Origin of the sequence: Streptococcus timonensis, assembly GCF_900095845.1 — a bacterium.
In the GTDB taxonomy this organism is placed as follows: domain Bacteria; phylum Bacillota; class Bacilli; order Lactobacillales; family Streptococcaceae; genus Streptococcus; species Streptococcus timonensis.
Genome location: NZ_FMIX01000004.1, coordinates 742,454 through 763,953, shown reverse-complemented (window position 1 = coordinate 763,953; position 21,500 = coordinate 742,454). Strand labels below are relative to the sequence as shown.

The following is a 21,500-nucleotide window of genomic DNA, read 5'->3' as shown; positions in this document are numbered from 1 at the left end:
GAAAGATGTTATAGGGGAGATTTAGAAATGTTCAAATAAGCTATACAATTCTAAAAAAAGACTAGATTCGCTAAGTGAATAATTGATCATTAATTTATTGGCTAAAAAAATTTCTAAAGCTTCTATAGTTTATTAGAATACAATATAAAAACTCGATACCATTATTTAGGAATCGAGTTTTGATTCATATGATTTGGTCTATCGTTTTAATTACTAATTTTTGACCAACTATATATATAACATAACATTAGTTATGTAAAATACTAATTCTACAACAATAAATCTTTAACATTTCTAATTTCACTTTTTGGAATCACGAGATGAATCATATCACCTAGATACATCCTTGTTGAACCATTAACCGTTTGGCTTTTTCCATTACGGATTTGGGTTGTAATGAGGACATTTGCAGGTAAGTTAAGCTCATGCACTTGTTTACCAGCTATTTTCTCAGATACTGGGATTTCTATTAGGGTAATTTCTCCATAATCATCTACTTCTTCTGGAAACATTTTTTCTAGCATGGCTTCATATACTGGAGCACCTTTTAGTAAATCCATGATAATGTATGCTACTAATGTTACAAGCCCTAAGGGCATAAGATTACGGATATCACCGACCATTTCTGTTACCAGTATCATTGCTGTTAAAGGAGCTTTAGAAATTGCTCCAAAGTAACCGCTCATACCGAGTATTATGAAGATTGGAAATTGTTCTTGACTAATCAAACCAAAATGAAGACATATTGTACCAATAAGTGCACCTAAAAGTGATCCAAGCGCTAAAATTGGTAGAAAAATTCCACCAGGAAGACCACTTCCATAACTTATCATACTCCAGACAAATCGAATAATAAAGTATGCTAACAAAGCTTGAAAAGTGAAACTTTGCTCAGTTAATGAAAGAATTAATTGGTTACCACCACCAAGGATTTGTGGTAGATAGAGTCCAATTGGAATGATTAGGATAAAAGCAAGTAAAGGATAATAAGCTCGATCTAGATGAAGATGTTTTCCGATCCAATCATAAACTAGAGAAACATTTAGAACAGCCTTCTCGTATAGATAACCCGAAACACCCAGAATAATACCCATAACTAGATAAATCCAATATTGATCCAGACTCATCAGAGGAATATTATCAGGCATATCAAGCACAGGTGTTAAACCAAAGATGAGAAGGGAAACAAAGTTTGCTACAAGACTAGCTGCCAGAGTAGAAACCCAGAAAAATCTTGAAAAATGATGATAAACTTCTTCTACAACAAAAAGGAGAGCAGCTATAGGTGCGTTAAAAGCTGCTGCAAGTCCAGCTGCGGCACCACTTGCTATCAGCGATCGCTCTTCGACAGGGCTAGCTTTTAACCATTTGGCAATTCCTTTTCCTCCTACGGCACCTAGCTGAATACTAGGACCTTCACGACCTAGCATAAGTCCACTTGCAATGGCCAAAATACCTAGAATGTATTTCTTCCAGAGGACACTCCACCAATTGAGAGACATGAGACCTTTTAACTCCGCTTCAACTTGAGGAATTCCAGAACCTTTAATATCTTTATCCGAACGGGTCAATCTTGCACTTAGAAAGATTATGAAAATATACATAATTAAAATTATGAAAATATTGATGACCCAGTTCGACTGGTCTTTATATAGGTGTTGGACAAAATGGAAGGATTCTTCGATAAAGAACCGGAATGAGCCTACAATAACTCCCACTATAAGACCAACTAATATTCCTCGAGCAACCTGTGACAAGATAGAGCTTGATGCAAACTCAAATTCATTTTTTGACCTCAGTTTACGTGATGATTCCTCCATAAAACCTTCCTCTATATAAACTTTATTTAGCTTTTGTTACTAATGACTTAATCGGTTCAAAGCTAGTTCTGTGAATTGGTGTAATACCTAGTTTAGCGATACCTTCCAAGTGTTTAGCAGTTCCGTAACCCGCATTTTGACTAAAATCATAACCTGGGAACTCCTGGTCATAATGGTTCATCAAATTATCTCTAGTTACCTTAGCAATAATGGATGCTGCAGCTATAGATAAAGAATTAGCATCTCCCTTTATAATAGATGTCTGTGAAATAGGTAAGTCCAACTCCATGGCATCAATTAATAAGTGTTCAGGTTTTAGCTGTAATTGTGCTATAGCTTCCTTCATAGCTAATTTAGTTGCTTCATAGATATTAACTTGGTCTATGACATGATTATCCATAATCCCGATACCGATTGCTAAAGCATTATCCTTAACGGCTTGAAAAATCTCCTCGTGTTTTTTCTTAGGAATTTTTTTACTGTCATTTAAACCTTTAATTTTACAATTTTGAGGTAAAATCACTGCAGCAGCAACCACTGGACCAGCTAGCGGACCACGTCCAACCTCATCTACACCTGCAATTAGGTTAATCCCTTGAACGTAAAGCTCTTTTTCATATCGAAGCATAGCTTCTAAGCGAAGATTTTCATCCATTTCTGCTTGGATAGCCTTTTTACGCTTTTCAATTTCCTTTTGTACACCTGAACGAGAATCTTTTTCAAATTCCTTAAAAAAGGGACTTTCAAGTTCTCTTATCTTTGCTAATTCTTCTTTTATTTCTTTAATCGTTGCCATTGAGATCATCCAATGTATCTAAGGTGTAGCTACCCAGTTTTCCGTCACGAACTTCCTTAACAAAGAGATTATAAAAGCGATCGTAGTCATCACGGAAACCAAGTAAACGAGTCATATCCATAATGATTTCTGGAGCTTCATCATCCAGATTCATTTGTTTAAAGCGTTCTTGCAGTCTTTCTGGGTAATGATTTTTAAAATAATTGATACCAAAAATAGTCACTTCATCCATTGGAAGCAATTGGTCTTTGATAGCTCCAGTCAATGCAAGCTTGAGTGCAACAGTTTCATCTTCAAATTTTGGCCACAGAATCCCTGGAGTATCTAAGATTTCAAGATCCTTATTGGTTTTAAGCCATTGTTGACCCTTAGTAACACCTGGTTTATTCCCGACAACAGCAATTTTCTTACCAGCTAAACGGTTCATAAGAGTAGATTTTCCAGCATTTGGAATGCCGATGATCATGGTACGCAAGGTTTCAATTTGGATACCACGCTCTTTCTGACGAGCAATCTTATCTGCCATCAGCTTTTTAGCTGCTTCTGTAACTACTTTAACTGTAACTTGCTCTTTTGAATTTATAGCTAGCGTTTGGATTCCTTGCGCTTCAAAGTGTTGACGCCATTCTTTTGTAAGGATTGGGTCAGCAAGATCTGCCTTGTTTAAAATCAGGAGCCTTGGTTTATCTCCTACAATTTTAGTCAGCATTGGATTTTGACTTGACAAAGGCAAACGTGCATCTACTAAAATTGTCACAAAATCAACAAATTTTAAATTTTCCTGAACCTGTCTTCTCGCTTTTGACATATGGCCAGGAAACCATTGTATAATAGCCATTCTATTTCCTTTTCTTCATACAAACTTAATCAATAAATCATAGATGATTACTGTCTATTTTACCATAATTTAGCTAGATTTGCAGAGTGTTAGACAATCAAAAGATTAGAAAAGCCCCTCTTAAAGAAGTGGGGCTTTGGAAATTTTATTGGTGAATAGCTTGTGCTGCAGTGATGAGAGTAAGATTATAAACGTCATCTGAGCTACATCCACGTGAAAGGTCATTAACTGGCTTATTCAAACCTTGTAAAACAGGTCCTACAGCTGAGAAACCACCTAGACGTTCTGCAATCTTGTAACCGATATTTCCTGCTTCGATACTTGGGAAGATGAAGACAGTTGCTTGTCCAGCTACTTTACTTCCTGGAGCTTTCAAAGCTGCTGTTTCAGGGTGGAAGGCAGCGTCAAATTGCAATTCTCCATCAATTTCAAGGTCGGGACGCAATTCGTGTGCACGTTTAGTAGCTGCTACCACTTTATCAACGTTTTCACCGAAACCAGAACCTTTACTTGAGTAACTCAACATTGCAATTTTCGGCTCGATACCAAACATTTTAGCTGTGATTGCTGAGTTAATAGCAATTTCAGCTAGGGCATCAGCATCAGGATTAATGTTGATTGCACAGTCTCCGAAAAGATAACGTTCTGAACCACGAGTCATTAAGAAAGCACCTGAAGTACGAGTTACATTTGGACGAGTTTTAATGATTTGAAGTGCTGGACGAACAGTTGCAGCAGTTGAGTGAAGTGCACCTGAAACCATACCGTCAACCAAGCCCATATAAACTAGCATAACACCAAAGTAGTTAACGTCTTCACGCAAGAGTCTAGCAGCTTCTTCTTCTGTTATCTTACCGTTACGACGTTCTACAAGAGAAGCAACCATATCGTCAAATTTAGCGTAATGATCTGGGTCGATGACTTCATACCCCTCATGAATTCCTTCGATTTCAAGGTAGATTTTGATTTTTTCAGGTTTACCAAGTAATACTGGGATAACATCTGTTTCTTTCACCAAACGTTTTGTAGCTTGTAGGATACGAGGTTCTTTCCCTTCGGGTAGAACAATGCGCACATTTTTACCAACTAGGTTGGTTTTTAGACTTTCAAAAACTTCCATGAGTTTTCTCCTTTAATATTAATTAATTGATAACTTAGTTATTAAATTCTTAAAATCATCTGGCAGTGGAGATGATATTTCCAACTGTTCTTCAAGAAAAGGATGATAAAAAGATAAGAAATGGCAATGTAGCGCTTGACGCTGTATGCCATGCTCTAAACTTCCACCATAGAGGTCATCTCCAAGTAAGGGAAAACCAATATGTGAAAAATGAACACGAATTTGGTGTGTTCTCCCAGTATGTAATCGAATATCGACTAAATGTATGTCTCCATAGGATGCTATGACCTTGTATTCTGTATGAGCATATTTACCACCTTTGGCTACACGCCTTGTGATGATAGAATCTTCGTCTCTTGCAATGGGAGCTATGATATTTCCTTCTGGTTCTATAACCCCTGCTCCTTTTACAAGAGCAAAGTACCGTTTTTCAATACTTTTTTTCTGAAGTTGTTTATCTAGCCTTGCATGAGCATATCCATGTTTGGCAAATAGCATCAAACCAGACGTGTCTCTATCTAATCTGGTTACAATGTGCACTTGTTGATTCTCGTAAGCTTGTTTTACGTAGTAACCTTTAATAAAATTAGCAATAGTATTTGAGTGATTAACACTAGGAATAGAGGCCACCCCAAATGGTTTGTTTAGAATTAGAAAGTGGTCATCTTCAAACAAAATATCCAAGGGATAATCTATGGATTCCAGTGTTTCAAACCCTTCCTCTGGAGGAATGTCAATCACTACTTGATCCCCAATATCTAATAAATAGGTTGCATTTTGTGATTGGCCATTAACTCGAATATCTCCACCTCGAAATTTAATTTTAGCCAACAAGCCTTTGGAGACTTCATGTTTTCTGAGAAAGGTTTTTACCTTAACGTGCTCATCAGCAATAAACTCAAACCTCATTGTTCATCAACCTCGCCGATAAAGGCATCCTTTACACGGTTCCAGAAACTTGTGTGACTTGGAGTTGCCACGAAGTTAATCTTGTGGTGATCAATCTGATATTCAATTCTTTCGATATTACGGAAAGAATAAATACTGTTGTCAATAGAAATCGTATGATAGTCATTTCGAGTTGGAATAACTTCTATTTTATCCTTTTTAGGAACAATGATTGACGAACCTAAGGTACGATAGATCCGATTGTTAAGGCTAGCTATTTCAGCTAATTGAAGGGCTTCAATCGTCGGATGTAAGACTGCTCCACCGAGTGATTTATTATAGGCTGTACTTCCTGTTGGAGTTGATACAGTCAATCCATCTCCTCGAAAGCGTTCGAAAGGAACATGATTTATCACGACATCGGCAACCATAGTTCGATCAGTTCTTCGAATGCTAGCTTCATTTAGAGCACGGTAGACTTTTACTTCACCATTCTCTAGATAAATCTTGACATTTAATAATGGATACGAAACCTTAGCTCCTGTATCCAACTGTAAATTAGTAACTAGTTGATCTAATTCAAAATCTCTATAATCAGTATAGAAACCAAGATGTCCCGTATGAACCCCTACAAAACGAACCTTATCTAACTGATCCTCATACTTGTGAAAAGCAGATAAAAGCATTCCATCTCCTCCAATGGAAATAACAATATCAGGATTTTTATCATTAAGTATGAAATGATTCTTTTTTAAGAGATCTTTTAGCTCGTATAAAACTCTTCTACTTTGAGGCTTACGGTTGGCGATCAGATCAACCCTTTTACCTGTATTCTTCATCTGTATCGTCACTATTTCCTACCCCGTCATTTAATTTCCGATGCAAAGGATCAAAGAGTGCTTGTGCTTCTTGAATATCATCTCGAATCTTGCTCATTTCCTCATCTAACTGGTGAGAAATTCTAGCTGTAATTTCCAAGCGTTCCTTTATTTCTTCTGGAAAATCTCCTTGATACTTATAGTTGAGAGAGTGTTCAATTGTAGCCCAAAAATTCATGGCCAAGGTACGGATTTGAATTTCAGCTAAAATTGTCTTTGAACCATTAATTGTATCAACTGTGTACTCGATGATTAGATGATAAGAACGGTATCCTGAAGCTTTACGATGTTTGATGTAGTCACGTTCTTGGATAATTCTCATGTCCTGTCTTTTATGCAGAATTGAGACAACTTCTTGAACGTCATCTACAAACTGAACCATAACTCGTAAGCCAGCGATATCTTGTAAATCTTGTTCTAAGGTATCATAGCTAATTCCACGACGAATCATTTTTTCTTTGATACTTTCGATAGGTTTAACACGTCCCGTTACAAATTCAATTGGTGAATGTCTATTTTGCTTACGGTACTGTTTTCGAATCCCTCGTAGTTTAATTTTTAACTCGCCAACAGCTTGAATGTAAGGATCTAAAAATTCTTCCCATTCAGTAATCATATATGTTATAGATTCACCTCTCTTTAGCTACAATATTCATTTACTCTTTGATTTTCATGAAAAAATCATATACAATAAATACAGTTATTATTATACCATAAATCGCTTTCAAACAAAATAAAAGGTTCTCAAAATGAAACATTTAGAAATAGAATTAAAAACTCTTCTAAAAAAAGAAGACTATATAAAATTAAAAGAGTATTTTTCGGATATTACTCCTATTACGCAAAATAACTACTACATAGATACTTGTGACTATAAGCTACGTAGCAATAAGATAGCCATGCGTATTCGGACTTTTGAAGATAGTGCTGAATTAACTATTAAAATTCCTCAAGATGTAGGTAATATGGAATACAATCAGGAACTTAGCCTTGAGGAAGCTGGCAATGCTATAGATCAAGCTCTTATTCCCGATGGTTTAGTCCTCCAGGAATTAAGAAATCGTGGTATTCAAATTACAGACTGGCTTGTTTTAGGGTGTTTAACGACCGTTCGTTATGAAAAAGAGACAGACATTGGTCTAATGGCTCTTGATGAAAGTCTCTATTTTGATGTAACTGATTATGAACTCGAATTAGAAGTCGCTGACGAGGCTAAGGGAACTATTGATTTTATAGCTTTTTTAGAAAAAAATCATATAGAATATCAGAAAGCACCATCTAAATTAGTTCGATTTATAGAAAAAAGTAAAAAAGACTGAAAATATCTACTTTTTTTGGTAGAATAGAATGGATAAAAATAATTGAAATCTTTTTCATAGAAACTTTAATTTTTGTATTGTTTAGTTTTTAAAACAATACATTATTAACTGTTTTTGGGTATAAGATTCAGATAATTATAGAGGACGGTTTATCAATGTCAGATACAAAAAACATGAAGCTTTTCGCTCTTAATTCCAATAAGGAAATTGCACAAAAGATTGCAGATGCTGCTGGAGTACCTCTCGGTAGAATTTCTTCTCGTCAGTTCTCTGATGGAGAAATTCAAGTCAATATCGAAGAAAGTGTTCGTGGATATGATGTTTATATCATTCAATCTACTTCTTATCCTGTTAGCGATCATTTGATGGAACTTTTAATCACAGTTGATGCCTGTGTCCGTGCTAGTGCAAACACCATTAACGTTGTTCTTCCATATTTTGGTTATGCACGTCAAGATCGTATTGCTTCTTCTCGTGAGCCTTTGACAGCTAAACTAGTTGCTAACATGTTGGTAAAAGCAGGCGTAAGCCGTGTTCTTACTTTGGACTTACATGCTGTTCAGGTACAAGGTTTCTTTGATATCCCTGTTGACAATTTATATACAGTTCCTCTATTTGCTAAACACTATTGTGATAAAGGACTCGTTGGACCAGATGTGGTTGTCGTTAGTCCTAAAAACTCTGGTGTTAAACGTGCTCGCAGTCTTGCTGAATACCTTGATGCTCCAATCGCAATTATCGACTATGTTCAGGATGATTCAGAACGCAACCAAGGCTATATTATCGGTGAAGTTGAAGGGAAAAAAGCTATCCTAATCGATGATATTTTAAATTCCGGTCGTACATTCTCAGAAGCAGCTAAAATTGTTGAGCGAGAAGGTGCTACTGAGATTTATGCAGTTTCAAGCCATGGACTATTTGTTGATGACGCTGCAAATTTATTGGATGCTAGCAATATTAAAGAAATCCTTGTTACTGACTCAGTGGCTACTCAAGGTAAAACCCCTAAGAATGTAAAATACATCACTGCAAGTGAGTTAATTGGTGATGCTATGGTACGTATTCATGAGAGAAAACCGGTTAGTCCACTATTTAAATAAATAGAAAAGGTGATCTTTTGATTTATTTGGATAATGCTGCCACGACTCCAATGTCACCAGCAGCTATTTCTGCTATGACACAAGTCATGCAAGATATTTATGGAAATGCTTCAAGTATTCACAGTCATGGTCGTCAAGCTGGCAAATTATTACGACAAGCTCGCCAAGACTTGGCTGAATTATTAGGTACGAAACCTCAACATATTTTTTTCACTGCTGGAGGTACAGAGAGTAACAATACAGCTATTATTGGTTACTGCCTCAGACACCAGCACAAAGGGAAACATATTATCACTACCGCTATCGAACATCACTCTGTTCTTGAACCAATCGAGTATCTTGTAGAAAATTTTGGTTTTGAAGTGACTGTTTTGCAACCTTATGACCAGGAGATTACTGCAAAACAAGTAAAAGATGCACTTCGTGATGATACTATTCTAGTATCTACCATGTATGTAAATAATGAAACTGGAACTATTTTGCCGATTACTGAAATTGGAGAGGTCGTAAGAAATCACTCAGCTGTCTATCACGTAGATGCTGTTCAGGCTGTAGGTAAACTAACCATCAAACCAGAAGAGTTAGGAATTGACTTTCTTTCAGCGTCTGGGCATAAATTCCATGGGCCAAAAGGCGTAGGGTTCCTTTATGCTTCTACTATGGACTTTGATTCCTACATCCATGGCGGAGATCAGGAACATAAAAAAAGAGCAGGTACAGAAAATCTTCCAGCAATCGTAGGAATGGTAGCTGCCATTAAAGAAGAATTATCTAAACAAACTGAAAACTATCAAACTGTACAAAGATTGCAGGACCTATTTCTAACTAAGATTAGTAGCTTGAACTACTACATCAATCATGGAAAAGAGCAACTCCCTTATGTCCTAAACCTTGGTTTTCCAGGGCAAAAAAATGATTTGCTTCTACTTCGAATGGATTTAGCTGGCATTTCTATTTCTACAGGTTCAGCATGTACAGCAGGAATTGTACAAACAAGTCATGTACTAAAAGCTTTCTATGGAAATGGTTCACATCGTCTTCATGAGTCTGTCCGAATTAGTTTGTCGCCTCAGAATACTGATGAAGAGATCATTCAACTTGTAAACACATTAAAAGAAATAATTGGAGATTAATAAATGGCATTTGAAAAAACTATTCAACTTAAAAATTGTCGTTACGAATACACTATCAGCCCTTCTATTAAAAAATTTACACTTAAAGATAACACTTTTTATGAAACAAAGGTTGGTAACTATGAATTAACTCGCCTTCTCGAAAAAGTTCCAAATAGTGGCGAAGGCTTCCAACTTAAGATTGTTATTAACAAAGACCTAACAGGTGCTAAAATCAATATTACTGATAAGTTCGGCTTACGCTTGGTTGACATCTTCAAATCTGAAGATCATAAAATCCATCAAGAAAAGTTCTATTTCTTAATGGATAGTTTGGTAGAACGTGGTGTATTTACCAAAACCGAAAAATAGAAGGATAGAATAATGTTTCGACTAACCTATTTAGATGCTTATCAAGTTGAACGGACTTTATCTTATCAAGATTATGATGAACTAATGCTATCCTTATCAGGATGTGTTACATTACCAGATTTCTATGAAGTGACTTCGCTAAGCTATCAGGATAAGATCATTTATCGCGGATATATTGGAGACTTGTATCGTTTTTTAACGACTTTTGATGTAAAAAAGATAAACTAAGATATTTCTTAGTTTTTTCTTATATATGTTGCTTTTCTCACAAAGTTACTATAAAATAGGATATAGAAAGGTTGTGATATTGTGAAAGAAAAACAATTTGATATTCCGAAGGCCACAGCGAAAAGACTTTCTCTATACTACAGAATTTTTAAACGTTTCAATGGGGAAAGAATGGAAAGAGTTAATTCTAAACAGATTGCTGAAGCTATTGGCATCGACTCTGCTACTGTTAGACGTGATTTTTCATACTTTGGTGAGCTTGGGCGTCGTGGATTTGGATATGATGTCAACAAACTAATGACTTTTTTTGCTGATCTTTTAAATGATAATTCTATTACCAATGTTATGCTGGTAGGTATTGGAAATATGGGACATGCCCTCCTCCACTACCGCTTCCATGAACGCAATAAAATGAAAATTATTATGGCTTTTGATTTGGACGAACATCCAGAAGTCGGAACAGTTACAGAAGATGGTATACCTATTTACGGTATTTCCCAAATTAAAGATAAAATGAAAGATGCTGATGTAAAAACTGCTATCTTGACTGTCCCTAGTGTAAAATCACAAGAAGTTGCAAATCTCCTGGTTGATGCAGGTATTAAAGGGATACTCAGTTTTTCTCCCGTACACCTTCATCTACCTAAAGATGTTGTCGTGCAATATGTTGATTTGACTAGTGAATTGCAAACTCTCCTCTATTTTATGCGTAAAGAGGATTAGAAAGCGACTTGATTTATGAAAAAACCAGTTATTGGGATTACAGGAAACGAAAAAGCCCATCCAGACGATGAGCTTATGATGAGTTATGCTGCCAAAGGCTTTGTTGAAGGAGTTAAGGAAGCTGGTGGAATTCCCATTATCCTACCAATTGGTGATGAAGTAATGGCCGGTTACTACATTAGTTTAATTGATAAACTTATTTTAACTGGTGGACAAAACGTTGACCCTAAATACTATGGTGAGCCCAAAGCTATTGATAGCGACGATTACCACCTTCAACGTGATATTTTTGAGTTAGCGCTCATTAAAGAAGCAATCAAGCAAAATAAACCAATTTTTTCTGTTTGTCGTGGTACTCAGCTCTTTAACGTTGCCATGGGTGGAACACTTTATCAAGATATCGAAGATCATTGGCAAGATACTTCTGCTGAATACACCACTCAGCGACTTGTCACCGAACCAGATACTATTCTAAGAGAAATCTATGGAGAAATCTCTCATATCAATTCTTTCCACCATCAGAGCATCAAAGATTTAGCTCCTAATCTTAAGGTTGTAGCACATGATCCTAAAGATGGTATTATCGAAGCTGTTACAACTACGGATGGCTTCCCTTATCTTGGGGTTCAATGGCATCCTGAATTTCTCTTTGAAAATCGCCCCAAAGATAAAACACTTTTCGACTATGTCGTCAATGAAATGTAAAACCTGTATCATATACAGATTTTTTATATCATATCCGTCTTCTCCCGGTAACTAAAATAATCAGAATGAGAGACAATTAAATGGTCCAATAAGACCAATCCCATTAATTCACAGGCTTCTTTAACAAGCTTCGTAACATGGTCATCATTGGGGCTAGGAACTACTGCTCCTGATGGATGATTATGAACCAGAATCACAGACGTTGCCATATGCTTCAAAGCGTAGTGGAGAATTTCTCTGGGTTCAGCAATGCTTCTCGTGGCAGACCCGATAAAAATAGTCTGCTGGTGAATGATTTGATTTTGAGTATTCAGATAGAGCGCCACTAGGTGCTCTTGTTTTTTATCTCCAAGCTCAGACTGCATCTTTTTAGCTAATTTACGACTGCTAAGAATACTCTCCATTTCCACTGTTTCCCTTTTATGGATACGGTAGCCTAGTTCAATAACGGCTTGTAATTCGATAGCCTTTACACGTCCAATCCCCGATAGAGTCTGCAATTCCTGTAGACTCATTCTTTTGAGGTCAGTTAAGCATGACAGCTGATTTAAAACCTTCTGTGCTATTTCAAAGACATTGGCCTGTTTTGTGCCTGTCCTTAGTAATATTGCCAGTAATTCTTGGTTGCTGAGTGCTTCTACTCCTTCTCTGACTAGTCTCTCTCTTGGTAAAAGTGAATCTTCTTGAAATGAAATACTATACATAAAAATCCTCCTCACTTTATTATTCGTGAGAAGGATGCTTAATTTCATAAAAACTAGTTATTTTTAGATTTTTTCAAGTGCTAGTCGTAAATCTTCAATCAAATCATCGACATTTTCAAGACCGATTGAAAGTCGGATTTGATTTTTAGTTACTCCTGCTGCTTCTAGATCAGAGTCAGACAATTGAGAATGAGTTGTAGTTGCTGGATGAACGACCAATGATTTGGCATCTGCTACGTTTGCAAGGTTTGAAAAGATTTCTAAGCTATCAATCACCTTACGAGCTTCTGCTTCTCCGCCTTTAACGTGGAAGGTAAAGATTGAACCAACACCTTTTGGTAAATATTTCTCCGCCAAGGCATGGTAAGGGTTATCAGCTAATTTTGGATAATTGACTTTTTCAACTTTTGGATGGTTCACAAGGAAATCAACGATTTTCTCAGCATTTTGAACATGACGTTCAACACGGAGAGATAGTGTCTCAAGACCTTGTAGGAGCAAGAATGAGTTAAATGGTGAAAGGGCAGCTCCCATATCGCGAAGCAATTGCACGCGAGCAGCAACGATAAAGGCTGCAGCACCAACATCACGAGTATAGCTGATATTGTGGTAGCTTGGATCTTCATCGACTAATTGAGGGAATTTCCCTGAAGCAGCCCAGTCAAACTTACCGCTATCAACAATGACACCGCCAATAGTTGTACCGTGTCCACCGATAAATTTAGTCGCCGAGTGAACCGAGATATCTACACCGTGTGAAAAGACATTGATAAGATAAGGCGTTGCAAAGGTATTGTCTGAAACCAAAGGAATCTGATGTTTATGAGCAATTTCAGCTATTTTTTCAATATCAGGAATGTTGATAACTGGATTACCCAAAGTTTCAATCAAAACAAGTTTTGTATTATCTTTAATCGCTGCCTCTACTTCTTCTAGATTATCAATATCAACAAAAGTTGTGGTGATTCCGTAACGAGGAAGGGTTTCTTTCAAAAGGTTAAAGGTCCCACCGTAGATAGTTGAAGCTGCAACCACATGATCACCAGCATGAGCAAGTCCAAGGATAGTATAAGTAAGAGCTGCCATCCCAGAAGCTGTGGCAAGTGCACCTACTCCGCCTTCTAGTGCTGCAATACGCTCTTCAAAGGATGAAGTTGTTGGATTGGTAATACGAGTATAGATATTTCCAGCTTTTTGAAGGGCAAAAAGGTCTGCGCCTTCTTGTGTATCTTCAAATACAAAAGATGTTGTTTGATAAATTGGTACAGCACGAGACTTGGTAGTAGCATCTACCACTTGTCCTGCATGCAATTGAAGAGTTTCAAATTTAAATTCACGAGTCATAATCAGACCTCCAAAGATTTCATTAGTTTAATTGTATCATCTATGGCAGTCAGTTACAAATACAACTTTGTTATATATTGGCATAAGTAATAGCTATGGCTATTATTAAAATTGTAGAACTTTTTTCAGAAAGTTTAAAAAGTTTGTTTTTACTTCTCCTATACTTTATAATGGATAAAAAGGAGAAGACTATGTCAGAAATTACACATGAAATTGATTCAAACTTCGCTGGTCGTTTAAACATTTTACGTGCTGGTGTGCTCGGAGCCAATGACGGGATCATTTCCATCGCTGGGGTTGTTATTGGGGTTGCCAGTGCAACCAGCAATATCTGGATTATCTTTCTATCAGGTTTAGCTGCCATCTTAGCAGGTGCCTTTTCTATGGCTGGAGGTGAATATGTTTCAGTATCCACTCAAAAAGACACTGAAGAAGCCGCTGTTGCTCGTGAGCAATTACTTTTGGATAAGGATATCGAGGCTGCAAAAAAATCTCTCTATGCTGCTTATCTTCAAAATGGTGAGTGTGAAACTTCAGCTCAACTTTTAGTCAATAAAGCTTTTCTTAAAAATCCACTTAAAACCTTAGTTGAGGAAAAATACGGAATCGAGTATGAAGAGTTTACCAATCCTTGGCATGCTGCAGCATCTAGCTTCATCGCTTTTGTTCTTGGTAGTTTACCACCATTGCTTTCCATCACCATCTTTCCAAGTGACTATCGCATCCCTGCTACTGTTTTTATCGTTGCGATTTCTCTATTGATTACAGGTTATACCAGTGCCAAACTCGGAAAAGCCCCAACCAAAACAGCTATGATTCGTAACCTTTGTATCGGTCTTTTGACCATGGGAGTGACCTATCTATTTGGTCAGTTGTTTAGTATTTAAAAAAGATACCTCGAGGTATCTTTTTTATTATCCAAACATAAACGATTAAGTAAAACTACCAAAACCAACCTTCATTATCATCGATTGGCTCAGCCTCTTTCATCTTACGTGGTCCTGTTCCGTACATTTCTGCTTCGATATCTTCCTTTGTTGGCAAGATAGAGGCTAGGATGATGTAGATGATGATTCCAAGTCCGAAGTTTGCGATTGTAAAGATAGCAAAAATGAAGCGCACAAGAGTAACATCAAGGTCCCATTTATCAGAGAGTCCAGCAAGCACTCCTGATATCATACGATTTCGTCTCATTTTGTAAAAATTTTTATTCATAGTTTGTACCTCTTTCGGTATTCTTGAAATAAGTATAACATGAACTAAAATACCCTGCATCAGTCCTTAGGCGGATTTTGCAAAATGAGTTTACCACGACAGAGACCACAACGATAACGTTTGGTATCAATTCGTCGCTTTCGTTGGTAGGTTTGGCGACAAGTCTGACAAGTATAGACTAGATCTGGTGTTTGACTAACACTTGATAAGGGAGGAACAAAGCGGAGCCCGTCTACTTCTTTTAACAGTTTCTTAAAGGCTGCATCTTTATGTTTATACCCCTTGCCCTCATAGTATAGATGATAATGACAGAGTTCGTGACGGACAATTTTCCGAAATAACTCTAAACCAAGTTCTTGATAGACTTTGGGATTAAAATCCAAATGCCCATCCTTTGGAAAGAATCGCCCACCTGTCGACCGTAGACGAGAATTCCATTGAGCTTGGTGTTGGAAAGGTTTCCCAAAGTCTTCTAAAGAAACTTGTCGAACGTAATTAGTTAGATTCATCTGGTGCAAGGAGCGACAGATTTACTTTTTCTCGTTGGACATCAATCTTCTTCACCCAAACGGTTACCAAATCACCAACTGAAACGACTTGACTCGGATGCTTGATGAATTTCTTGCTCATGTGAGAGATATGAATCAGGCCATCCTCGTGAATACCAATGTCAACAAAGGCACCGAAGTCAACGACATTACGAACAACGCCCTCAAGCTTCTGGCCAACTTTCAAGTCTTTGATATCCAAGACATCCTGACGAAGTACTGGAGCATCAAAAGAATCACGAAAATCACGTCCTGGTTTTAAAAGATCTGCAATAATATCTTTGAGGGTTTCTTGACCGAGGTCTAATTCTTGGGCCATTTCCTTGATTGAAATAGATTTGAGTTTGGCTTGTGCTTCTTCATTTAGGTCTTTGATGTCCAAACGTTTGAAGAGTTCCTTAACAGCAGCATAGTTTTCTGGGTGAACACCTGTATTGTCAAGGATATTGCTACTTTCAGGGATACGGAGGAAACCTGCAGCCTGTTCAAACGCTTTAGCACCTAAACGAGGAACTTTCTTGATTTGGGCGCGTGAAGTGATTTTACCTTCTTCTTCACGATACTTCACGATATTTTCAGAGATTGTTTTGTTAAGCCCAGCTACGTGCGAAAGTAAGGCTGGACTAGCTGTATTGACATTGACACCAACTTGGTTAACTACTGTATCAACAACAAAGTCCAGACTTTCAGACAGTTTTTTCTGACTAACATCGTGCTGATATTGACCAACACCTATAGATTTGGGATCAATTTTAACCAATTCAGCAAGTGGGTCTTGCAAGCGACGAGCAATAGAAATAGCAGAACGTTTTTCAACGGTTAACTCTGGAAACTCCTGACGAGCAAGTTCACTAGCTGAGTAGACAGATGCCCCGCTCTCATTTACAATAACATAGCTGACCTCAGGAAAATCTTTAAGTACTTCAGCGACAAAGGCTTCACTCTCACGACTAGCAGTACCATTACCGATAGCAATGATTTCCACACCATATTGGCCAATCAAATCTGTTAAATCTCTCTTTGCTTCTTCAATCTGACGAGCTGAAGCTGGTTTAACGGGATAAATGACTTGAGTCGTCAGCATCTTCCCGGTCGCATCAACGACTGCAAGCTTGGCACCTGTACGAAAGGCAGGGTCAAATCCAAGAACAACGCGCCCTTTAAGAGGAGCAACAAGGAGAAGATTGCGAAGGTTTTCTGAGAAGAGTTGGATAGCTCCTTCTTCTGCCTTTTCTGTTAATTCTGTACGAATACGACGCTCAATAGCAGGCAAGACCTTCTTCTTAACAGATTGCTGAATAACTTCATCAATATAAGCATTTTTAACTTTAAAACGAACACTAAAGAAAGATAGAATACGATCAGTCGCATGCTCAAAGCCAATTTTCAAAATACCTAGCTTCTCACCGCGATTAAGGGCAAGCGTACGGTAGCCTTGCATGTTTGCAACTGTTTCTGAGAAATCGTAATAAATCTGAAAGACTTGTTTTTCATCAAGAGTCTCATCTTTGACTTGAGAAGTAATCTTAGAGCGTCTAAGTACCTCTTGATAGGTCATTGAACGTAAATGAACATCCTCAGATAGTGCTTCAACCAAGATGTCTACAGCCCCAGCCAAAGTTTCTTGAGGAGTTTCGAAACCTTCACAGACAAAAGCTTCTGCTTCTTTTTCTAGGTTAGAAACATTTTGTAAAATTAAACGAGCAAGTGGAAAAAGTCCAGCCTCACGCGCAATCGTTGCCTTGGTCCGACGTTTCTCCTTATAGGGAAGATAGAGTTCTTCTACATCTGCGAGTTTTTCAGCTGATAGAATTGCTTCTTCTAACTCCTTAGTTATCTTGCCTTGCTCTTTAATTTTTGCTAAGACCGCTTCCTTACGATCATTTAGAGCAGTTAAACTCTTATCGAGGTCGATAATAGCCTTAATGGCTACCTCATCTAGACTTCCGGTCATATCTTTCCGATAACGGGCGATAAAGGGGATAGTTGCTCCTTCTGCTGTCAAAGATAAGACAGTATCAATCTGCTTTAAAGTTACACCCAAATCTTGGGAAATTTTTTCATATTTTTTATCCATGAAACTATTATACCATAAGGAAGAAAGCTTGTTTTCATTAATTTGATGCTTTCATTCAACTTTATAAAGATAAAAGCCATGTTTATTTTAAAATCCAAACATTTCTTAGAAATAATAGTATAATAGTGTTAACTAAAAGAATCGAGGTATGCCTTATGGCTGTTAAATTTACAAAAACTGATGACTTAGATAAGATGTTCGAAGAATTCGCTAAACTACCTGATTTGAAGCAAGTAACTTTCCCAGACGACAAAGAAAAGAAAGATAAGGCAGAAAAGAAAAAATAAATGACACTCTTTCAAAGTTTACCTTCTAGTGTGTTACAAGCTGGCGCCATTTTTCTTTCAATTATCATTGAAGCTTTACCCTTTGTCTTAATCGGTAGCATCATCTCTGGTGCCATTGAAGTCTATGTCACACCTGAGAAGGTTTATAAATTTCTCCCTAAAAATCGCTTGGGGAGAATCTTTTTTGGTAGCTTCATCGGTTTCCTCTTCCCTTCTTGCGAGTGTGGAATCGTTCCGATCATCAATCGTTTTTTAGAAAAGAAGGTTCCAAGCTATACAGCCGTTCCCTTTTTAGTAACCGCTCCTGTCATCAATCCCATCGTACTTTTTGCGACTTATTCAGCCTTTGGCAATTCAATTCAAATGGTTTTCCTAAGAGCTTTGGGCGCGATTCTAGTTGCTACTATATTGGGTATCTTTCTTGGTTTTGTCTGGGAGGAACCTATCCAAAAAGAAAACAGATTGGCTTGCCATGAGCATGATTTTTCTCACTTGAGTAAAAGTCAAAAAATCCTTCAGGTATTCATTCAAGCTATTGATGAATTCTTTGATATGGGGCGTTACTTGGTCTTTGGCTGTCTTTTTGCCAGTATAGTCCAAGTCTATGTTCCAACTCATATCCTGACATCTATCAGCGCAACACCACTGCTCGCTATTGTTCTTTTGATGGTCTTGTCCTTCCTTCTATCACTCTGTAGTGAAGCTGATGCCTTTATCGGATCTTCTCTTCTATCAAGTTTTGGCTTTGCTCCAGTTCTTGCCTTTCTGGTTATAGGTCCCATGCTTGATGTCAAGAACCTCCTCATGATGAAGAATTATCTCAAAACTCGCTTTATTTGGCAATTCATGACAATTGTAACTCTTGTTGTTCTTGTCTATTCTTATCTAGTCGGGGTGATGCTATGATTCGATTTTTTATCTTATTTGGCTATTTTATCTTAACCTTTTATCTGCACCTATCAGGTAAGCTCAATCAGTATATAAACCTCCACTACTCTTATCTGGCTTATATCACTATGGTTTTGTCATTGTTACTAGCCATCGTTCAAGCCTATATTTGCTCCAAGCGTTTGAAAGAACATAGTCACTTACATAGTTTTTCAGCTAAGCTTGCTAGTTTTGTCCTCTTAAGTTTTCCCTTGTTAGTTGGATTTACCTTTCCAACCGTCACTCTGGATTCACAAACAGTATCGGCAAAAGGATATTATTTCCCTTTGTCGGAAGGAACTGACAAGGCAATCCAAGCAAGTGAAGGAACGAGCAGTCAGTATCTCAAACCAGATACTAGCAGGTTTTATTCAAAGTCCTCTTATGAAAATATTGTTAGGAAAACTGCTGATAAATACTTAGCTCAATCTAGTATAGTTATCAATGATGAGAATTACTTGGAAATTATGGAAGCTATCTACGATTTTCCAAACGAATTTGAAGGTAAGGAAATCGAGTTTACTGGCTTTGTCTACAACGATCCAAATCATACCAAGAGTCAATTTGTTTTTCGCTTTGGTATTATGCACTGTATCGCTGATTCAGGAGTTTTTGGACTTTTGACTACAGGAAACACCAATCATTATGAAAATAACACTTGGGTGAGAGTCAAAGGCAAGATTAGCATTCACTATCACAAAGAACTCAACCAAGTCCTCCCAACACTTGAGGTCCAGTCCTTCATCAAGGTTGATAAACCTGAGAATCCTTATGTTTATAAAGAGTTTTAAAAAAGTAGCCTGAATGGGCTACTTTTTCTTGTTTAGTAAGTTTTTAACTTCTTGTGCTCCGATCTGATCTCCTGCTTTTTCAAAAAGTTCAATAGCTTGTAAAAAATTCTCTTGCGATTTTTCTGAATTTTTAGCAGAATAAATCTCACCTAAACCTCTATAGGAACAGGCTTGAGCTATCAGATCATCTGTTTGTAATGCTTGCTTTAAGGACTGTTCCATATACATGATTGCTTTTGCTATTTCCCCTAGTTTTAATCGTAAATAACCTTGCTCATAATTATTGACAGAAGATTTGAGTGCATCCTCTGGAAAAGATTTTTCAATGATTTCTCGCTCTTTATCGATATAGTTAAGAGCTGTTTGATAGTCATTCATTTCACGATAAACCATGGCTAACTGGTGATATCCTATATGTTCATTTTCTTTATCTTGACTTGATATTGCTATTTCAAGATAGTTTTGATAAATTATCAAAGCTTCTTTGTAATCTTTTTCAAAGAGCTTAATATACCCCATTAAATTGAGAAGGCTGTAATCCTTGCAAGTTTCTAACGAGAAAGTTTCTGAGACTAATTTCTTGGCCTCTTCAATCTTCCCCTCAAACAATAATTCCCAGGCTTGATTCATGCTTATTCTCCTCTAGCTTATGTTGTATAGAAATCAATCGACAAATCACTATCAGACTCGTATTTTTTCCAGGCTATACTGAAGCCATAATAGTTTTCAAATTCTGGATGCCAGTCATAATAAAGTGGGATACGGCTAAATTTTCTTGCAACTACTTCATCTTCAAATTCTGGGGACTCTCCTGCAGTAATTCCAAATTGAAGGCCATTCATTTCCCAGGTGTTTCCCCAAACATTTTCGTCTGATAGAACATCAATCCAACGAGAGGCATCAATATCAAAATCTGCACATAATTCAAGTTCTAACAATTTTCTGTAGTTTACCTTGGTGGGTTTAATGAAGAAGGCACCCTCTACCTGATACCTTTTATCTTTAACTTGAATTTGTGTGATTTTCATCGGAATTGGAATTCTATTTAACTCCAACCAAAAATAGCCTAGAGGAGTTTTGATTGCATGGTAAATTTGTTTAGACTCTATATTTACTTTGTTCGAACAAGCATTTAGAATTCTTCCATGCTCAAGTATATTTTTACAAACTATTTTTGAAGTCTCAGAATCAAAAATAGAATACCTACGGATAACCCTTTTTAACTTTTCAACGGGAAAAGTGATATCCTTTGGTAGTGCATGATACTTCTGGACAACTAAAGCAGTTTTTTCAGTATTTTCCTTTCCTACTGGGACAATCACAGCATGTCCAATATGGATATTTGGCTCGTCACAGATATAAGTATAACCATTTCCACCTTCTTGAAACTCAACAACTACAATATTTAACTCTTGATCAGGATCGAAAAGTGATTCTGCTTTTGCACTGGTCTGGCGCTCATAAAAAGTGAAACAATCTTTATTATCCTCTTCACCAAAGACCATAAAACTACCACAATTAGGGCACTTCCACATATAAAAGGAAGCCTCCGAAATGTCTTCATAGGAAATTGTATCATTACCATCTTTTTTATTCATGATTTCTACTAATAACCCATCCGAATAAACCGAATAAGCATTTGGATCAGGGGCTTTGTGGTCGTTCATTGCTTGACCACATCTACATGTCCATTTTCCCATATCCAACC

The 21,500-nt window shown here is 37.1% G+C and carries 25 protein-coding genes; 11 read left to right on the top strand and 14 right to left on the bottom strand.

From position 1 onward, the window contains the following. Window positions 1-269 precede the first annotated feature (269 nt). The 7 genes from BQ2679_RS07350 to yjbM form a co-directional block, all read right to left on the bottom strand. Window positions 270-1,820: a ClC family H(+)/Cl(-) exchange transporter gene (locus BQ2679_RS07350; RefSeq protein ID WP_075567573.1), complete on the bottom strand. Its 1,551-nt coding sequence runs from the start codon at window positions 1,818-1,820 to the stop codon at window positions 270-272. Window positions 1,821-1,842: 22 nt separating this feature from the next. Continuing rightward, the gene (locus BQ2679_RS07345) at window positions 1,843-2,616 is read right to left on the bottom strand and encodes a ribonuclease HII (RefSeq protein WP_075567572.1); all 774 of its coding nucleotides are present in this window, start codon (window positions 2,614-2,616) and stop codon (window positions 1,843-1,845) included. Continuing rightward, window positions 2,603-3,454, bottom strand: a complete 852-nt coding sequence (gene ylqF / locus BQ2679_RS07340) for a ribosome biogenesis GTPase YlqF (RefSeq protein ID WP_075567571.1) — start codon at window positions 3,452-3,454, stop codon at window positions 2,603-2,605. Before ylqF ends, BQ2679_RS07345 begins: the two co-directional genes overlap by 14 nt. A 145-nt stretch (window positions 3,455-3,599) precedes the next feature. Continuing rightward, window positions 3,600-4,574, bottom strand: coding sequence for a phosphate acetyltransferase (gene pta, locus BQ2679_RS07335; RefSeq protein ID WP_075567570.1), 975 nt, complete (start codon window positions 4,572-4,574; stop codon window positions 3,600-3,602). An 18-nt stretch (window positions 4,575-4,592) separates the two neighbouring features. After that, window positions 4,593-5,483 (bottom strand): RluA family pseudouridine synthase, encoded by an 891-nt coding sequence (locus BQ2679_RS07330; protein WP_075567569.1) that lies wholly within the window; start codon window positions 5,481-5,483, stop codon window positions 4,593-4,595. Next, window positions 5,480-6,301, bottom strand: a complete 822-nt coding sequence (locus tag BQ2679_RS07325; RefSeq protein ID WP_075567568.1) for an NAD kinase — start codon at window positions 6,299-6,301, stop codon at window positions 5,480-5,482. Before BQ2679_RS07325 ends, BQ2679_RS07330 begins: the two co-directional genes overlap by 4 nt. Then, window positions 6,285-6,956 (bottom strand): GTP diphosphokinase, encoded by a 672-nt coding sequence (yjbM, locus tag BQ2679_RS07320; RefSeq protein WP_075567567.1) that lies wholly within the window; start codon window positions 6,954-6,956, stop codon window positions 6,285-6,287. Before yjbM ends, BQ2679_RS07325 begins: the two co-directional genes overlap by 17 nt. 133 nt (window positions 6,957-7,089) lie before the next feature. On the opposite strand from yjbM, the gene BQ2679_RS07315 reads away from it, so the two are divergent. The 7 genes from BQ2679_RS07315 (at window position 7,090) to BQ2679_RS07285 (ending at window position 11,899) form a co-directional block, all read left to right on the top strand. Continuing rightward, a complete protein-coding gene (locus BQ2679_RS07315; RefSeq protein ID WP_075567566.1) occupies window positions 7,090-7,659 on the top strand; it encodes a CYTH domain-containing protein in 570 nt (189 codons plus the stop codon). A gap of 155 nt (window positions 7,660-7,814) precedes the next feature. Further along, window positions 7,815-8,759, top strand: coding sequence for a ribose-phosphate diphosphokinase (locus BQ2679_RS07310; RefSeq protein ID WP_075567565.1), 945 nt, complete (start codon window positions 7,815-7,817; stop codon window positions 8,757-8,759). A gap of 17 nt (window positions 8,760-8,776) precedes the next feature. After that, entirely contained in the window at window positions 8,777-9,892 is a 1,116-nt protein-coding gene (locus BQ2679_RS07305; RefSeq protein WP_075567564.1) for a cysteine desulfurase family protein, read from the top strand. Window positions 9,893-9,895: 3 nt separating this feature from the next. Further along, window positions 9,896-10,243, top strand: coding sequence for a DUF1831 domain-containing protein (locus BQ2679_RS07300; protein ID WP_075567563.1), 348 nt, complete (start codon window positions 9,896-9,898; stop codon window positions 10,241-10,243). 12 nt (window positions 10,244-10,255) lie between these two features. Beyond that, entirely contained in the window at window positions 10,256-10,471 is a 216-nt protein-coding gene (locus BQ2679_RS07295; protein WP_075567562.1) for a DUF4649 family protein, read from the top strand. An 81-nt stretch (window positions 10,472-10,552) separates the two neighbouring features. Further along, window positions 10,553-11,194: a redox-sensing transcriptional repressor Rex gene (locus BQ2679_RS07290; RefSeq protein ID WP_075567561.1), complete on the top strand. Its 642-nt coding sequence runs from the start codon at window positions 10,553-10,555 to the stop codon at window positions 11,192-11,194. Window positions 11,195-11,209: 15 nt separating this feature from the next. Further along, the gene (locus tag BQ2679_RS07285; RefSeq protein ID WP_075567560.1) at window positions 11,210-11,899 is read left to right on the top strand and encodes a gamma-glutamyl-gamma-aminobutyrate hydrolase family protein; all 690 of its coding nucleotides are present in this window, start codon (window positions 11,210-11,212) and stop codon (window positions 11,897-11,899) included. Between the two features lie 23 nt (window positions 11,900-11,922). Here BQ2679_RS07285 and radC read toward each other — a convergent pair whose 3' ends face one another. Further along, on the bottom strand, window positions 11,923-12,603 hold the full coding sequence (radC, locus tag BQ2679_RS07280) for a RadC family protein (protein WP_075567559.1): 681 nt from the start codon (window positions 12,601-12,603) through the stop codon (window positions 11,923-11,925). A gap of 63 nt (window positions 12,604-12,666) precedes the next feature. After that, window positions 12,667-13,947 (bottom strand): O-acetylhomoserine aminocarboxypropyltransferase/cysteine synthase family protein, encoded by a 1,281-nt coding sequence (locus tag BQ2679_RS07275; protein ID WP_075567558.1) that lies wholly within the window; start codon window positions 13,945-13,947, stop codon window positions 12,667-12,669. A 191-nt stretch (window positions 13,948-14,138) separates the two neighbouring features. Between BQ2679_RS07275 and BQ2679_RS07270 the strand changes: the two genes are divergently transcribed. Next, window positions 14,139-14,834 (top strand): VIT1/CCC1 transporter family protein, encoded by a 696-nt coding sequence (locus tag BQ2679_RS07270; RefSeq protein ID WP_075567557.1) that lies wholly within the window; start codon window positions 14,139-14,141, stop codon window positions 14,832-14,834. Window positions 14,835-14,889: 55 nt separating this feature from the next. Here BQ2679_RS07270 and BQ2679_RS07265 read toward each other — a convergent pair whose 3' ends face one another. From BQ2679_RS07265 to BQ2679_RS07255, 3 genes are read right to left on the bottom strand one after another with little or no spacing between them, the layout of a single operon-like run. Further along, a complete protein-coding gene (locus BQ2679_RS07265) occupies window positions 14,890-15,162 on the bottom strand; it encodes a PspC domain-containing protein (protein WP_142324059.1) in 273 nt (90 codons plus the stop codon). Between the two features lie 59 nt (window positions 15,163-15,221). Further along, the gene (locus BQ2679_RS07260) at window positions 15,222-15,671 is read right to left on the bottom strand and encodes a SprT family protein (RefSeq protein WP_075567555.1); all 450 of its coding nucleotides are present in this window, start codon (window positions 15,669-15,671) and stop codon (window positions 15,222-15,224) included. Next, the gene (locus BQ2679_RS07255; protein WP_075567554.1) at window positions 15,658-17,787 is read right to left on the bottom strand and encodes a Tex family protein; all 2,130 of its coding nucleotides are present in this window, start codon (window positions 17,785-17,787) and stop codon (window positions 15,658-15,660) included. The genes BQ2679_RS07260 and BQ2679_RS07255 overlap by 14 nt, the downstream gene beginning before the upstream one ends. Window positions 17,788-17,942: 155 nt before the next feature. On the opposite strand from BQ2679_RS07255, the gene BQ2679_RS11160 reads away from it, so the two are divergent. Genes BQ2679_RS11160 through BQ2679_RS07245 form a run of 3 tightly spaced genes read left to right on the top strand, consistent with a single transcriptional unit; the run spans window position 17,943 to window position 19,792 of the window. Beyond that, complete coding sequence (locus BQ2679_RS11160) at window positions 17,943-18,074, top strand: SPJ_0845 family protein (RefSeq protein WP_000268695.1); 132 nt, start codon at window positions 17,943-17,945, stop codon at window positions 18,072-18,074. Beyond that, window positions 18,075-18,980, top strand: coding sequence for a permease (locus BQ2679_RS07250; protein WP_075567553.1), 906 nt, complete (start codon window positions 18,075-18,077; stop codon window positions 18,978-18,980). Then, a complete protein-coding gene (locus BQ2679_RS07245) occupies window positions 18,977-19,792 on the top strand; it encodes a TIGR03943 family putative permease subunit (protein ID WP_075567552.1) in 816 nt (271 codons plus the stop codon). The genes BQ2679_RS07250 and BQ2679_RS07245 overlap by 4 nt, the downstream gene beginning before the upstream one ends. Before the next feature lie 18 nt (window positions 19,793-19,810). Here BQ2679_RS07245 and BQ2679_RS07240 read toward each other — a convergent pair whose 3' ends face one another. Continuing rightward, a complete protein-coding gene (locus tag BQ2679_RS07240) occupies window positions 19,811-20,422 on the bottom strand; it encodes a tetratricopeptide repeat protein (protein ID WP_075567551.1) in 612 nt (203 codons plus the stop codon). Window positions 20,423-20,439: 17 nt separating this feature from the next. Beyond that, window positions 20,440-21,492 carry a hypothetical protein gene (locus BQ2679_RS07235; protein ID WP_075567550.1) on the bottom strand — a complete coding sequence of 351 codons (1,053 nt, stop codon included), beginning with the start codon at window positions 21,490-21,492 and terminating at the stop codon, window positions 20,440-20,442. Between the last annotated feature and the right edge of the window lie 8 nt (window positions 21,493-21,500).